The sequence below is a fragment of the Aquamicrobium sp. genome (genome assembly GCF_023954335.1).
Classification (GTDB): Bacteria; Pseudomonadota; Alphaproteobacteria; order Rhizobiales; family Rhizobiaceae; genus Aerobium.
On sequence record NZ_JAMLIE010000001.1, the window covers coordinates 2,075,815 to 2,089,871 of the forward strand.

Genomic DNA, 14,057 nt, shown 5'->3' on the forward strand with positions numbered 1-14,057 from the left:
ATGGAGACACGCGCCAACTACGTCATGGTCGGCATCTTCACGCTGGTTACGGTGCTGGCGGCGTTCGGCTTCGTCTACTGGACGGCCGGCATCGGCGACCGCGGCGAGGTGTCGACGCTGCGCTTCCGCATCCACGGCTCCGCCTCCGGCCTCGTGCGCGGCTCGGTGGTGCTGTTCAACGGCGTCAAGGTGGGCGACGTCACCCGCGTCTATATCGACGTGTCGAACCCCTCGGTCGCCATCGCCGACGCACAGGTCGACCGGCTGACGCCGGTGACGCGCTCGACGCAGGCCGATGTCGGCCTCGCCGGCCTGACGGGCCAGGCCAACATCGAGATGCGCGGCGGCAACCCGGCCGAGCCGAACCTGCTCGACCTCGCCGAGGCCGAGGACACCATCGCCGAACTGACCGCCAACCCCTCCGCCGTCGCCAACCTCCTGGAAAGCGCGCAGAGCATCTTCGTGCGCGCCGATGCGGTGCTGTCCCAGCTGGAAGGCTTCGCGACCGACGCCCGCGGGCCGCTGACCGAGACGCTGAGGAACGCCGAGAAGTTCACCGCCGCGCTCGGCGACAATGCCGAGTCCATCGACGAGTTCCTCGCCAGCGTCGGCACGCTGTCGGAATCGCTGACCGCCGTGTCGGGGCGTCTCGATTCGACGCTCACCGCCGCCGAGGACCTCATCAACTCGGTCGACCGCGAGCAGGTGAAGGCGACCGTCGCCAATGTCGAGCAGTTCACGCAGCGCCTCAACGACGCCACCACCAACATCGACCGCATCATGAAAGGCGTGGAGGAGGGCGTGGCCTCGATCTCGACCTTCACCGCGTCCGCCAACGAGACGCTGTCGAAGGTCGACACCATCATCGAAAGCGTCGATCCGGCCGCCGTGCGCACGGCGCTGACCAATTTCGAGCAGGCGAGCACCACCGTCAACGCCGCCGTCAACGACATCGGCAAGGTGGCCGAGAAGGTCGGCAACCGCGCCGAGGACATCGACGCCATCGTCACCGACGCGCGCCAGCTTTCCGCGCGCCTCGCCCAGGCGTCGGAGCGTATCGACGGCATCCTCGTCAAGGTCGACAACCTGCTCGGCTCCGACGACGCCGGCGGCCTGATGGCGGAGGCATCGGAAACGCTGAAGGCGTTCCGCGAGGTGGCCGCCACGCTGAACGCGCGCATGGGCACCATCACCGACGGGCTGGCGCGCTTCTCCGGCCAGGGCCTGCGCGACGTCGAGGCGCTGGTGCGCGATTCGCGCCGCTCGATCACCCGCATCGAGCAGGCGATCACCGATCTGGAGCGCAATCCGCAGCGCATCCTGAGCGGCGGGGCCGGCGCGGTTCGGGAACATGACGGCCGGTCGCGGCGTTGACATCGGCGCGGCGCCCCTCCACAACGAAGCCTCGGCTTTCGCTGCATGAGGGGTGCGGCGGGACGGGTAAAGGTACGGGTTCGGCAGCGGTCGGCACTATGGTTCGCGTAAAATTCGCCACATTCCTGCTTGCCGTCGCGGCCCTGACCGGCTGCGCGGCGCTGCCCGGCGGCGGCCCCGCGCCGCTCGACACCTACGACCTGACCTCGATCTCCGCCGAAGCGGCCGGGCCGAAGCGCGGCCGGATGCAGATCCTGGTGGCCGAGCCCGACGCGCTCAAGGCGCTCGACGGCGAGAACGTCGTCGTGCGCCCGTCGGCCGGCTCCGTCGAGTTCCTCAAGGGCGCGCAATGGGCCGACAGGCTGCCGCGCGTGGTGCAGGCGCGGCTGGTCGAGGCGTTGCAGGCCACGGGTAGGCTCGGCGGCGTCGGCAAGCCGGGCGAGGGGCTGGCCATCGACTATCAAGTCGTCACCGAAATCCGCGCCTTCGAGGTGCGGCTCGACGGCGCGCCGCGCGCCGAGGTCGCGCTCTACGTCAAGCTGCTCAACGACCGCAACGGCGTGGTGCGCGCCGCGCGCGCCTTCTCCGCCTCCGCGCCGCTTGGCGGCGGCGCCGGCAACGATGCCTACGTCGCCGCGCTCGACCGCGCCTTCGCCGAGGTGGTGCGCGAGCTGGTCCCGTGGGTGCTCGGCGCGGTCTGATCCGCCACGGCATCAATATAAAAGTTCACTTTTTGTTCCGATCTGCTATTCTCCCGCCTGGAAACCGTCCGCGGGAGAGGGACATGCTGGACCAGAGGGAAAAATTCGAGCGGTTCAGGGCGCTGCATGCGGGCACGCGCGCCTTCGTCATTCCCAATCCGTGGGACGCCGGCTCCGCCCGCCTGCTGGCGAGCCTCGGCTTCGAGGCCCTTGCCACCACCAGCGCCGGCTATGCCTTCTCGAAGGGCAAGCTCGATTCCTTCGCCGGCCTCGAGCGCGACGAGATTCTCGCCAACGCGGCCGAGATCGTCGCCGCGACCGACCTGCCGGTGTCGGCCGATCTCGAGGACGGCTTCGGGGCGGCCCCCGAAACCTGCGCCGAGACCGTCGCTCTCGCCTGCGGCATCGGGCTCGTCGGCGGCTCGATCGAGGATGCGACGTGCGATCCGGCTTCGCCGATCTACGAGCTGCCGCTGGCTGTCGAGCGCGTCCGGGCGGCCGCCGAAGCCGCGCGCGGCCTGCCTTTCCTGCTGACCGCGCGGGCCGAGAACTTCCTGTGGGACCGGCCCGACCTCGACGACACGATCGAAAGGCTGCAAGCCTTCTCCGCCGCCGGCGCGGACGTGCTCTACGCGCCGGGCCTGCCCGATCTCGACGCCATCCGCACGGTCTGCGCCGCCGTCGACAAGCCGGTCAACGTGGTCATGGGCCTGAAGGGCCCGCGCTTTTCCGTCGACGAGCTCTCCGACGCCGGCGTGCGCCGCATCAGCGTCGGCGGCTCCTTCGCCCGCGCCGCGCTCGGCGCCCTGATGCGCGCCGCGCAGGAAGTCCGGACCGCCGGCACCTTCGATTACGCCGCGGACGCTCTGCCCGCCGCCACCGTCGCCGCCCTGATGTCGCGGGAAAAGCGCAGCGGAAGGGGGTGAGTCGCAGCCTTGGTCCTTCTACCGGCCAAGCGACGGCGACTACCACATTCGACCCGGATCCGTCCGTGCTGCCCCTCACTTGCCTGCCGGCATCCTCTCCCCGTGAACGGGGAGAAGGTGCCCGAAGGGCGGATGAGGGGCGGCGCAGGCGTCCGCATGCTGCGCGGCGCTGATGAGACGAAAGCGATAGCACGGCAAAGCCGGCGCTGATCCCTCACCGGCTCGCTGCGCTCGCCACCCCTCCCCGGAGGGGAGAGGAAAAGCCCAAGCTCGATAAACGCTGCCTCTTTCCTCTCCCCTGTGGGGAGAGGTGGCCCGAAGGGCCGGTGAGGAGTTGGCGCAGACCGTGCCGGAAGCTCGAAGCCGCCTGATGATTGCTGCGGCCGGAAACGCGGCGGGACCGGTCGCACCCGGCCGAAAACGGGTTCTTCGATGACCGGCGCAGGGAGTTCAGGCCGCTTCCGTTCGTTCCGCAGGCGAGCCCGTGCGGCCGGCCGCCTCCTTCCCAACAAAAAGGCGGGCCACGAGGCCCGCCTTCTTCATGTGGCGATCCGGCCGCTTATTTCAGCCGGCCGCTCGCGTGGGCCAGCATGGTGTAGACCTTGCCGGTGTCGGAGGTCAGGTAGGTCTGGGTCATGATGTTGTCGCGGTCGTTGCGGCCGACATCCTGCAAGAGCTTCTCGAAATCGCGGCAATAGCGGTCCACGGCGGCGCGGAACTCCGAATCCGCGGCGTACTTGCGGCGGATTTCCTCAAAAGTCTGCTGGCCCTTCAGCGTGTAGAGCCGGCGCGTGAACACGTTGCGCTCGCCGTTGCGGTAGCGGTTCCACAATTCGATGGAGGCCTCGTGGTCGATGGCGCGGGCGATGTCCACCGACAGCGAATTGAGCGACTCGACGACGTGGAGCGGCGAGCGCTCCGGCGCGGCCGGCCCGGAGGATTGCTTGGGGGCCGGCTCCGCGCGCGTCTCGTCACGCTCGGCGCCGCGCAGCAGGTCCTTGACCCAGCCACCGCCCTGCGGGCCTTGCGGGGCCTGCGGCGCGCGCTCCTGCACGGCCGCCCCGCCATGGCTGCCGCGCAGCGGCGTGTCGGCGAACGGCGCCGGTGCCGGCGGCGACAGCGGGGGCGGGGGCGGGGGAGCCAGCGTCGGCGCGGGCGCGGACGGGCCGAGGCCGCGCGCCGGCCTGCGCTCCGAGGCGTCGAAGGCGCGGCCGGACTTGGCGACGATCTCGGCCAGCTCCTTCAGCGCGTTGATCTGCTCGCTGACGGCACGGCGCATGGCGGTGGTGGACTGCTTGGTCTCCTCCGGCAGCTCCATCACGCCCTTCTTGACCTCGGCGCGGGTCTGCTCCAGCTCGCCGCGGATCGTGCCGGCGGTGCGGCGGATTTCCTCGGTCGCCTCGGCGAAGCGCGTGGTGGCGCTCTCGACCGCCTCGGCGATCGCGGCGCGGATCTGCTCGGTCGAGGTGCGGGTGCGCCCTTCCGCCTTCTCCAGCGCCCGGCCGACCAGGTCCTCGAAGGAGCGCATGACCCCTTCGATCTCGCGCGACTTGCCGACGAGGCCCGAGGCGAGGCTTTCGAGCGCCTGCTGGCGGCCGTCGAAGGTGGCGGCGAGGTCGTTCTGCGCCGAGCCGAGCAGGTCGTTGGCCGATTGCAGGACGCGCGCATGCTCGTCGAAGCGCGCGGCGATGCCGGCGACGTCCTTGAGCGTCGAGGAGGACAGCTCGGTCAGGCGGCCGGCATTGGCGTCGATCAGGCGGGCGGAGGAGGCGAAGGACTGCGCCGCCTTCTCCGTGTTGGTAGCGAAGCGCTCGGCCGTGCCGACGATCTTGTCGTCGAGCTCGGAGAGGTTGCCCGCCGCCATGTCGACGAGCTGGCCCAGCCTCTCGTTCGAGGCGGTGAGGCGGTCGAGCAGGGCGTTGACGCTGCCGGCGAGGCTGCTCGAGGCGGAATCGACGGCGGTGAGCGTCTCGGCGGTGCGCGTGGCGAGCGCGTTGACCAGCGCCGCGTTCTGCTGGCGCAGGCGCTCCGCCGCCTGTTCGGTGGCGATCTCGAGGCTGCGCTGCAGCTCGCCGCCGCTTTCGGCCAGCCGGTCGACCAGCGGCGCGGCGTTCTCGTCGAGAATGCGCGACAGCTCGCTGGAGCGCGCGGCGAGAAGCGAGTTCAATTCGCGCGTCCGGTCGTCGATGGTCGCGGCGACCTGCGAGGCCGACTGGCCGATCCGGTCGTTGACGGCCTCGAACGTGCCGGCGAGCGTCTCGGCGCGGGCGGCGAGGTTGGCCTCGGCCGCGGCGACGTGGCTCGACAGCGCCTCGCCCAGCTCGACCGCGCCGATGCCGAGGCGCTGCTGCGCGCCGGTGATGGCGCCGTCGATGCGCGCGGCGATGGCGTTGGCCTGCTCGTCGAGCCGCGCCGCGGTGAGCTGGGTGCGGGCGGCGATGGTCTCGTCGGCCCTGGCGAAGGCCTCGGCGAACTCCTCGGCCCGGCCGGCCATGCGCCCGTCCGCGGCGTCGATGGTGGCGGTGATGTCGGCTGCGCGCGCAGCGAACAGGCCGGCCGCGTTGTCGGCATGGTTGCGAAGCTGCTCGCCGGCGGCCAGCGTGTTCTCGGCGATGCGGCGGCCGGCTGCGTCGAACATCTGCTCGAACGTGCCGAGGCGGTTGCCGAGCTTCTCTTCCATATCGGCCGAGCGCGAGTCGAGCGCGTGGACGATGGCGTCGGTGCGTGCGCCGAGGGTCTGCGCGATCTGTGCGGTGCGGGCGCCGAGCGTCTGCTCGATCTCTGCAGTACGGGCGCCGAGCACTTGCTCGATCTCGCTGGTGCGGGCGCCGAGCGCCTGCTCCATCTCGGCCGTGCGCGCGCCGAGCACCTCGGCCGCTTCCCCGGCGCGGGCGCCGAGGGCGTCGACCATGGCGTCCGTGCGCTCGCCGAGGGTACGGGCGATCTCGCCGGTGCGGGCGAGAAGCCGCGCATCCGCGTCGGCCGCGACCTTGCCCGCCTCTTCGCCCAGCGTCGCCGTGACTTCGAGCACCTTCTCGCGCAGCGAGCCGGCCAGCGCCACGGCGCTGTTCTCCAGCGCGCCGCGGACCCGCTCGACGCCGATGCCGAGCGCGCTTTCCATGGTGCGGGTGCGCTCCTCGATGACCCCGGCCTGACGGGTGAACGCATCCTCGATCCGGGCGACGTCCTCGCCCAGCGCGTTGCGGACATCCTCGGCGCGGGCGGCGAGGGTGGTCTCCAGCGTGTGCGTATGCGAGGCGATGATGCCGCTCTGCTCGGCGACGACGTTCTCGATGCGGGCGACGTCCTGGGCGAGCGCATTGCGCACGTCGTCGGCGCGGGCGGCGAGAGTGGTCTCCAGCGTGCGCGTGTGCGAGGCGATGATGCCGCTCTGCTCGGCAACGACGTTCTCGATGCGGGCAACATCCTGGGCGAGCGCATTGCGCACGTCCTCGGTGCGGGCGGCGAGGGTGGTCTCCAGCGTGCGGGTATGCGAGGCGATGATGCCGCTCTGCTCGGCGACAACGTTCTCGATGCGGGCGACATCCTGGCTCAGCGCGTCGCGCACGCCCTCGACGCCGAGGGAAAGGGTGGTCTCCAGCGTCTGTGTATGGGCGGCGATGGCCTCGGAATGGCCGGTGAAGGCGTTCTCGATGCGCGACAGGTCCTCGCCGAGCGCGTTGCGGACCTCGTCGGCGCCGGTGCGCAGGGCGTCGGCCAGCATGCCGACGCGCTGCTCGATGACTCCGTCCTGCTTCTGGAACACCTCCTCGATGCGGACGATGTCCTTCTCGACGATGGTCTTGACCGCGTTGGCCCCGGAATGGAGCGTGCCGGCCAGCGCCTTGACCTGCTCCCTGAACCCGTCCGCATGGCGGGTGAGGCTGCTCTCGATCACCGCCATGTCGTCGGTGATCGCCGCGCGCACGCCCTCGGCGCCGGCATGCAGCGTGCCTTCGAGCGCCTTGGTGCGCTCGCTTATCACGTCGCCGTGGCGGGCGAAGGCGTCTTCCAGTTTGCCCATGTCCTCGCCCAGCGCGTTGCGGATCGTGTCCGCGCCGGCATGGAGCGTGCTTTCGATGGTCTGGGTGCGGGCCTCGATCACGCCCTGCTGGCGGGCGAGCGCCTCGTCGATGCGGGCGATGTCCTGGTCGATCACGCCGCGAAGCTGCTCCGAATTGGCCAGAAGCGAGACTTCGATGGCCTTGGCGCGCTCCTCGATCAGGCCGGCCTGGCCGGAGACGGCCTGGTCGATGCGCGCGACCTCGTCGCCGAGCGCGTTCCGGACTTCCTCGACGCCTTGGGCAAGCGTCGAGCGCAGCTCGAGCGTGCGCTCGCCGATGGCGTTGGTCTGGCGGTCGAACGCTTCCTCGACCTTGGCGACGTCGACGGAGATCGCGGTGGTCAGGTCGTTCTGGCGCTGGGCCAGCGCCTCGATCTGCTGCGAGACGGTGCTGTCGAGGGCGTCGCGGGCGCGGGCGATGCGCTCGATGTCGGTGTCGAGCATGGCCGCGATCTCGCGGCGGCCCTCGGCGAACTTCTCGACATGGCCGGTAACGGCGGAATCGATGCCCGCGCGCGCCTCGGCCAGCTTGTCGAGGTCCTCGTTGAGCGCGCGCGTCATCAGCTCGCGGCCCTTGACGATGCGCTCGACATGGCTGGTCATCGTCGTGTCGAACTGCTTGCGCTCCTCGGCGACGCGCTGGAGGTCGGCGTTGAGCGCCTCCGCGATCAGGTCGCGGCCGCTGGCGAGGCGGGCAGCGAAATCACCGGCGCGCTCTTCCAGCAGCGTCGAGGTCGACGTCACCAGCGCGGCGAGCTCGGAGCCGATACGCGCCTTGCTGTCGTCGATGAGGCTAGCAAGCCCCTGCGTGTTGTCGCCGAAAAGGCCGGCAATATCCCTCTTGCCCCCCTCGATGAGGCCGGCAAGCCCCTGCCTGTTCTCACCGAAGAGGTCGGCAATGTCCTTCTTGCCCTCCTCGATAAGGCCGGCAAGCCCCTGCCTGTTGTCGCCGAACAGGCCGGAGATTTCCTTCTTGCTCTCCTCGATCAGGCCGCCGAGGCTCTGCTTGCCGTCGGTGAAGGTCTGGGCGATCTCGCGCGAGCGCTCGATCAGCGTCTCGTTGATCTGGCGCGCGCGCGCCTCGAGCGCGGCGTTGAGCTTCTGCGTGCCGGTGTCCAGCGCCTCGGCGCGGGTCTGGAACTCGTTGATCAGCGCCTGGCCGCGCTCGCGCAGCGTGGTCTCGATGCCGGCGAGCCGGTCGTTGAGCTCGGAATTGAGCGAGGAGGTCGCGCCGGTGAGCAGCGAGACCATGCCGGTGGTGCGCTCGTCCAGCATCTGCGACAGCGTGCGCGTCGCCTCGTCCGAGGTCTGCGTCAGCCGCGCGATGCGGGTGTCGAGGAGCTCGGCGAAGCCTTCGCCCGAGGTGCTGATGCGCTCGGTGATGGTGTCGAGGCGCTGGTCGACGGCGTCGTAGAGCGACATGCCGCTTTCGTTGATGCGGTCGACGAGCTGCGTGCCGGAGTCGGAGATGGTGGAGCTGAGGCGCGAGGAAACGCCGAGAATGTTCTGGCGGATCACGTCGCTGGCCATGTCCAGCTCTTCCTTCAGCGTCTCGTGCGCGCCGGAGATCGAGGCGCGCACGCGCTCGGCATGGGTCACGACCGCGTCGCGCTCGCTGCCGAGCCCGTCGATCAGGCCGCGGATGCGGCTTTCATTGTCGGAATAGGCGCGCTCCAGCTCGTTGACCTCGGTATGGACGAGGGTCTCCAGCTCGACGGCGCGCGCCAGCGTGCGCTCGATGCCTTCGCCCATGGCCTGCACCTCGCGGCGCACGGCCTGTCCGACCATCATCACGCGGTCGGTCGCCAGATGCTCCGGCTCGGCGAGCCGCATGGCCACTTCCGCCATCGACTGGGCGGCGAGGCGCATTTCCTGTGCGCGGCGGATCATCACCGCGAAGCCCCAGAACAGCATGACCGGGACGAGGATGGCGACGAGGAGGCCGATGAGGTGCGGCGCGGCCATCAGCTGACTGAGCGAGCGGATTTCCCACAGCGGCGGCTGGAACAGGAGGTGGCCGAGCGCCACGCCGCCGGCGATCCAGGCGATCGACAGCAGGCTGACCAGCCAGTAGATCGTGCGCGGGCTGGCGCGGCGGATCTGCTGCTGGAGCGCGCGATAGTCGCGCTGGCGGTCGTCATTGGCGTGGGCGAAGGCGGACGGCGTCGCCGGCTCGATGGGGCGCAGGTCGTTGGCGGCCGGCGCTTCCTTGCGCGCGGCGGCCTTCGCGGCCGGGGCGCCGGAGGAGGGCGGGTTGGGGGCAGGGGTCGCCGCGGGCTTGGCGGCCGTGGCCGGCTTCGGTACGTTCGCCTTGGACTCGGGCTGCGCCTTGCCGGCCTCGGCGGCGGCGCGGGAATCGCGCGCCAGATCCTCGGCCGCTTTCGATATCTGCGCCTCGAAATCGGCTATCGCACCCGCCACGTCGAGATCGCCGGATGGATCGGCGGCGAACAGGTCGATGTCGAGAGCTTCCTCGAGTTCCTTGGCAACCTCCTTGTCGAGGTTGCCCGTCGTCGTTGCTTTACGCGCCATGCCGCTCACCCTGTACTCACGAGCGCGGACTGTCTTGCGACACCTCGTATCCACGCGTTTGAAGGCCTTCTGCGGGCCGTCGCGTATCGTAATGGGACGGTCGGGCAAAGGAAACCGCGTTTTCGCCCCATGTGTAAAACTTTAAATATAGGGTTAACGGCAGGAAACCGAAGGCGTTTTCGCGCCCCGCGCCCGACCTGTCCCGCAAGCCGGGAAAATATCGCCGTTAACCGCTTTTCCACCATGCTGCGCCAGACTTTCCCGCATGAGACGCAAAACCGCGACAGCGCGCGCCGGGCAGGCCGCAACCACCGATCATGCGACGATGGCCTTTTCGCGGCCGGGCGGCGAGATCGCCCGCCCGGCGGGCAAGCGGCCGCTCGACCTCGACCATCTCGCCCGCCAGACGATGGGCGACCGGGCGCTGGAGCAGGAGGTGCTGGCGATGTTCGCGCGCCAGATCGGCACCATCCGCGACAGCATCGCCAACGCCGCCCCCACGGAGCGCGCGCGGCTCGCCCATGCGCTCAAGGGGTCGGCGCGCGGCGTCGGCGCCTTCGCGCTCGCCGACTGCGCAGCCTGCATCGAGGACATGCCTGACGATCCGGCACGGATCGCCCGCCTGATCGTGCTGATCGGCGAAGTGCGCGATTTCATCGCCGCCGTCAGCCGCTGACCTTCGCGCCGCCCGCCGTATGGGCCTAGCCAAGTGTTGACTTGGCAGGGCGAGCCTGTATCTGTCGCGCCAAGACCCGCCCGGGCAGCGTTTCCCCCAAGGCAAGCAGCGGCAATCGACGGCAATCTCATGACGAAGATCACCTATATCGGCTTTGACGGCACCCGCTACGGGGTGGACGCCCAGAACGGCTCGACCGTGATGGAGAACGCGATCCGCAATTCGGTGCCGGGCATCGAGGCCGAATGCGGCGGCGCCTGCGCCTGCGCAACCTGCCATGTCTATGTCGACGAGGCGTGGACCGACCGCGTCGGCCCGCCCGAGGCGATGGAGGAGGACATGCTCGACTTCGCCTGGGAGCCGCAGATCAATTCGCGCCTGTCGTGCCAGATCGTCGTGCGCGACGAGCTCGACGGTCTGGTCGTGCGCGTGCCCGAACGCCAGGGTTAGCGAAGCTCAAGGGTAGGCGAGCTGGCCGGACTCGATCCGCTCGATGCGGTATTGCAGCAGGCGCATCAGCCTGCTTTCGAAGTTCTTCCCCTCGATCATGTCGAAGCGGTCCTGCTCGCGGTCGTGCTTGGCGAGGATGCGCGCCGTCACCTCCTTCACCCTGGCTTGCGCGGCCGCGCAGTCGCGCTGCCGCGGCACGCCCTTCAGCGCCTCCTCCAGCTCGCGCGCGTGGTTCTTGGCGATGACGACGTGGCTTTCCTCGTGGCGCTTGATGTCGGCGGACAGCGTGTCCCAGATCAGCCGCGTCTCGGAGGAGGCGGCCTTGCGCCGGTTCCAGCGCGGCAGGATCATGTGCGCCTTGACGGTGACGTCGGCCGAGACGACGCCGCAACGCCCGCCGCGCTCGCCATAGCCGACCCGGCTGGTGAACTCCATCCGCGTCGCGCCGGGATGGCGCATGCCGGTCGACTTCACCTGCGGGCCGCGCCGCTTCAGCTCGGTTTCGATCTGCTCGACGGTGGTGCCGCCGATGGTGAAGTAGCTGTAGGTCTTGGCGACGCTTGCCGCCTGTGCGCTCTGGCAGGCGAGAAGGGCGAGGGAGGCGGCAAGGATCGGCCTTATCATCGTGGTCCTCTTGGCGACACGCCGGCAGTGTGGGCTGGGCGCGCGCCGCAGGCAATCAAAATCGTCGGGCGAAGCCCGCAAGCTAAAACCGCCGGGCGGAGCCCGGAAGTTCGCCGTTGATTTTGTTGGCTGTACGGCCCACAACGCCGCTCTTCGCAGCGCAGGGGCATGAAACCGATGTTCGATCCCGTCGTCTGGCCGCTCGCCCATGGCCGTTTCCTCGAGCTCGGGCCCCGGGCGGTCATCATGGGCGTGCTCAACGTCACGCCGGACAGCTTTTCCGACGGCGGCCGCTACGCGCATGTCGAGGCGGCGCTCGATCAGGCCCGGCGGATGGCGGGCGAGGGCGCAACCATCATCGACATCGGCGGCGAATCGACCCGGCCGGGCGGCGCGGCCGTCGACGCGGCGGAAGAGCAGCGCCGCATCCTGCCGGTGATCGAGGCGTTGGCCGCCGAGGGCGCCGCGCTGATCTCGGTCGACACCTATCGCGCCGAGACGGCGCGGCTCGCCGTGGCCGCCGGCGCGCATATCGTCAACGACGTGTGGGGCCTCCAGCGCGAGCCGGACATAGCGAGGGTCGCGGCCGAGACGGGAGCCGGCCTCGTTATCATGCACACCGGCCGCGGGCGCGAGAAACTCGCCGACCCGGTCGCGGACCAGATCGCGTTCCTGTCGGCCTCGCTCGACATCGCCCGCGCCGCCGGCGTCGGGGAGGACAGGATCGTGCTCGACCCCGGCTTCGGCTTCGCCAAGGAAACCACTGACGAAAACCTCGCTTTGATGGCGCGCTTTGCCGAACTGTTCGCGCTCGGGCGGCCCTTGCTGGTCGGCACGTCGCGAAAACGGTTCGTCGGCGCGGTGACGGGCCGCGAGGCGCCCGACGCCCGCGATGCCGGCACGGCGGCCACCAGCGTCATCCTGCGGCTTCAGGGCGCCGCCGCGTTTCGCGTCCACGATGTCGCAATGAATGCCGACGCGCTCGCGGTTGCCGATGCTATGATCGCACGCGGCGTGACCGCGCAAAGGGACGACCGATGAGATACACGATCCGCATGAAGAATTGCGCGTTCTTCGCCCGCCACGGCCTGTTCGACGAGGAGGAGCGGCTGGGCCAGCGCTTCTATGTCGACGCCGAGCTTCTGGTCGATCCCGGCCCGGGGCTGGAGGACGACGTCATGGATTCGACCGTCGACTACGGCACCGTCTTCATCGAGATCGAGAAGATCATCACCGGCAAGCGCCGGTTCCTGATCGAGGCGCTGGCGTTCGACGTCGCCCGCGCCCTGTGCGGCAAGTTCCCGCGCATCGCCCGCGCGACGATCACCGTGCGCAAGCCGCACGCGCCGGTTCCCGGCGTGCTCGATCATGTCGAGGTCACGGTTTCGTGGCCGCAATAGGGGCCGCAACACGAATGACGGGCGGGGGGATCGAGCGGACCTTTCTCGGCCTCGGCGGCAATCTCGGCGACCCGGCGGCGGCGATGGCCGCGGCGCTGCGGGCGCTCGAAGCGCATCCTGCCGTCTCGGTCGCCGCCGTTTCCTCGCTCTACCGCACGCCGCCATGGGGCATGGCAGACCAGCCCGGCTTCCTCAACGCGGTGGCGGCGGTCGACACGGCGCTGCCCGCCCGGCAACTGCTCGATCTCTGCCTCGATATCGAGAAGGGGTTGAAGCGCGTGCGCGCCGTCCGCTGGGGGCCGCGCGTCATCGACATCGACATCCTGCTTCACGGCGGCGGCGCGGTCGACGAGGCCGGCCTTCAGGTGCCGCATCCGCGCATGACGGAGCGCGCCTTCGTCATGGTGCCGCTGGCCGAGATCGCGCCACGGGCGCTTATTGGGGACAAGACGGCGGCCGAATGGCTGCCGTCGCTCGATTCTTCGGGGATCGTCCGCCTTGCCGGCGGCGGGGCGTGGTGGCGGGCGGAAGGGGCCTAGAGCATTTTGCAGTCAGACGGAATCGTCTGACGTCGCATAAATGCGGCTAAAGAAAAGAAACTAGAGCAGCGGAAGCTGCGTTCGTCAGAACGCCCGCTGCTCTAGTTCAGTCCCGGCTGATCGCGCCGACGGTGCGCGTGTCGACGCGCTTCAGGTTCATGCCGATCACCGGCACCATCTGCGAAGCGACCTTCACCGAGACGGTGACGTGCATCGTATTGTCGTCGGGCAGGTTGGCCAGCATCGCGCCGTTCAGCTGGTTGCGGTTCAGCGTCAGCGTCACCTTGCGGCCGTTGACGTTGCCGCCGATCACGTCGAGGCCCTCGCCCTTCGAGCCGTCCATGAAGCTGCCGCGATAGCCCTTGCGGCCGCTGTGCTCGACCTTGGCCGACATCTTCTGCGTGAACAGGCCGACGCGGCAGCCGCCGTCGAGCGACATGCCGACCTTGCCGTTCGGCGTCGCGCCCTTGAAATTGCAGGTGAAGCGGGTGCCCTTGTACTTGCCGGCGACGATCTCGCCGGGGCCGGACCACTCGCCCTCGACCGTGCTGAAGAACCGCTTGTCCTTCTCCGAAGCCGCGGCCTCGTCCGGCGTTGCCGACAACGCGGCGATCGCGACGCCAAGGGGCAGGGCTGCGGAAAGGAAAGCGCGTGCGATCATGGGACACCTGGCTACGGACACGGGGGACATAGGCCGGAGCTTGACCGATTTTGGTTAATGCTTCGTCTATTCGCCCGTTTGCGGAACCATGATCCAGCCGTGCGCAAGACG

The 14,057-nt window shown here is 69.6% G+C and carries 11 protein-coding genes; 8 read left to right on the forward strand and 3 right to left on the reverse strand.

Annotated elements, in window-relative coordinates:
- The 3 genes from M9945_RS10335 to M9945_RS10345 all read left to right on the forward strand — a co-directional run bounded on the left by M9945_RS10335 (window position 1) and on the right by M9945_RS10345 (window position 3,001).
- Window positions 1-1,374, forward strand: a complete 1,374-nt coding sequence (locus M9945_RS10335; protein ID WP_367944427.1) for an MlaD family protein — start codon at window positions 1-3, stop codon at window positions 1,372-1,374.
- Between the two features lie 98 nt (window positions 1,375-1,472).
- Window positions 1,473-2,075, forward strand: coding sequence for an ABC-type transport auxiliary lipoprotein family protein (locus M9945_RS10340; RefSeq protein WP_367944428.1), 603 nt, complete (start codon window positions 1,473-1,475; stop codon window positions 2,073-2,075).
- 83 nt (window positions 2,076-2,158) lie between these two features.
- Window positions 2,159-3,001, forward strand: coding sequence for an oxaloacetate decarboxylase (locus tag M9945_RS10345; protein ID WP_367944429.1), 843 nt, complete (start codon window positions 2,159-2,161; stop codon window positions 2,999-3,001).
- 559 nt (window positions 3,002-3,560) lie between these two features.
- Here M9945_RS10345 and M9945_RS10350 read toward each other — a convergent pair.
- The gene (locus tag M9945_RS10350) at window positions 3,561-9,596 is read right to left on the reverse strand and encodes a kinesin (protein ID WP_367944430.1); all 6,036 of its coding nucleotides are present in this window, start codon (window positions 9,594-9,596) and stop codon (window positions 3,561-3,563) included.
- A 265-nt stretch (window positions 9,597-9,861) separates the two neighbouring features.
- Between M9945_RS10350 and M9945_RS10355 the strand changes: the two genes are divergently transcribed.
- The gene (locus M9945_RS10355) at window positions 9,862-10,272 is read left to right on the forward strand and encodes an Hpt domain-containing protein (protein ID WP_367944431.1); all 411 of its coding nucleotides are present in this window, start codon (window positions 9,862-9,864) and stop codon (window positions 10,270-10,272) included.
- 129 nt (window positions 10,273-10,401) lie between these two features.
- A complete protein-coding gene (locus M9945_RS10360; protein ID WP_367944432.1) occupies window positions 10,402-10,722 on the forward strand; it encodes a 2Fe-2S iron-sulfur cluster-binding protein in 321 nt (106 codons plus the stop codon).
- Between the two features lie 6 nt (window positions 10,723-10,728).
- Here M9945_RS10360 and M9945_RS10365 read toward each other — a convergent pair whose 3' ends face one another.
- Complete coding sequence (locus tag M9945_RS10365; protein WP_367929826.1) at window positions 10,729-11,346, reverse strand: DUF922 domain-containing Zn-dependent protease; 618 nt, start codon at window positions 11,344-11,346, stop codon at window positions 10,729-10,731.
- Window positions 11,347-11,523: 177 nt separating this feature from the next.
- Here M9945_RS10365 and folP point away from each other — a divergent pair, with 177 nt between their 5' ends.
- The 3 genes from folP to folK are packed head-to-tail and all read left to right on the forward strand — an operon-like array spanning window position 11,524 to window position 13,285.
- The gene (folP, locus tag M9945_RS10370; RefSeq protein WP_367944812.1) at window positions 11,524-12,387 is read left to right on the forward strand and encodes a dihydropteroate synthase; all 864 of its coding nucleotides are present in this window, start codon (window positions 11,524-11,526) and stop codon (window positions 12,385-12,387) included.
- Window positions 12,384-12,746, forward strand: coding sequence for a dihydroneopterin aldolase (folB, locus tag M9945_RS10375; RefSeq protein ID WP_367929827.1), 363 nt, complete (start codon window positions 12,384-12,386; stop codon window positions 12,744-12,746). Before folP ends, folB begins: the two co-directional genes overlap by 4 nt.
- A 14-nt stretch (window positions 12,747-12,760) precedes the next feature.
- Window positions 12,761-13,285, forward strand: coding sequence for a 2-amino-4-hydroxy-6-hydroxymethyldihydropteridine diphosphokinase (folK, locus tag M9945_RS10380; protein WP_367944433.1), 525 nt, complete (start codon window positions 12,761-12,763; stop codon window positions 13,283-13,285).
- Between the two features lie 106 nt (window positions 13,286-13,391).
- Here the strand turns inward: folK and M9945_RS10385 are convergent, their stop codons facing one another.
- Complete coding sequence (locus M9945_RS10385) at window positions 13,392-13,946, reverse strand: hypothetical protein (protein WP_367944434.1); 555 nt, start codon at window positions 13,944-13,946, stop codon at window positions 13,392-13,394.
- Between the last annotated feature and the right edge of the window lie 111 nt (window positions 13,947-14,057).

Coding starts and splice junctions, on each gene's coding strand:
- M9945_RS10335 (WP_367944427.1), top strand. CDS start 1: ATGGAGACACGCGCCAACTACGTCATGGTCGGCATCTTCACGCTGGTT.
- M9945_RS10340 (WP_367944428.1), top strand. CDS start 1,473: ATGGTTCGCGTAAAATTCGCCACATTCCTGCTTGCCGTCGCGGCCCTG.
- M9945_RS10345 (WP_367944429.1), top strand. CDS start 2,159: ATGCTGGACCAGAGGGAAAAATTCGAGCGGTTCAGGGCGCTGCATGCG.
- M9945_RS10350 (WP_367944430.1), bottom strand. CDS start 9,596: ATGGCGCGTAAAGCAACGACGACGGGCAACCTCGACAAGGAGGTTGCC.
- M9945_RS10355 (WP_367944431.1), top strand. CDS start 9,862: ATGAGACGCAAAACCGCGACAGCGCGCGCCGGGCAGGCCGCAACCACC.
- M9945_RS10360 (WP_367944432.1), top strand. CDS start 10,402: ATGACGAAGATCACCTATATCGGCTTTGACGGCACCCGCTACGGGGTG.
- M9945_RS10365 (WP_367929826.1), bottom strand. CDS start 11,346: ATGATAAGGCCGATCCTTGCCGCCTCCCTCGCCCTTCTCGCCTGCCAG.
- folP (WP_367944812.1), top strand. CDS start 11,524: ATGTTCGATCCCGTCGTCTGGCCGCTCGCCCATGGCCGTTTCCTCGAG.
- folB (WP_367929827.1), top strand. CDS start 12,384: ATGAGATACACGATCCGCATGAAGAATTGCGCGTTCTTCGCCCGCCAC.
- folK (WP_367944433.1), top strand. CDS start 12,761: ATGACGGGCGGGGGGATCGAGCGGACCTTTCTCGGCCTCGGCGGCAAT.
- M9945_RS10385 (WP_367944434.1), bottom strand. CDS start 13,946: ATGATCGCACGCGCTTTCCTTTCCGCAGCCCTGCCCCTTGGCGTCGCG.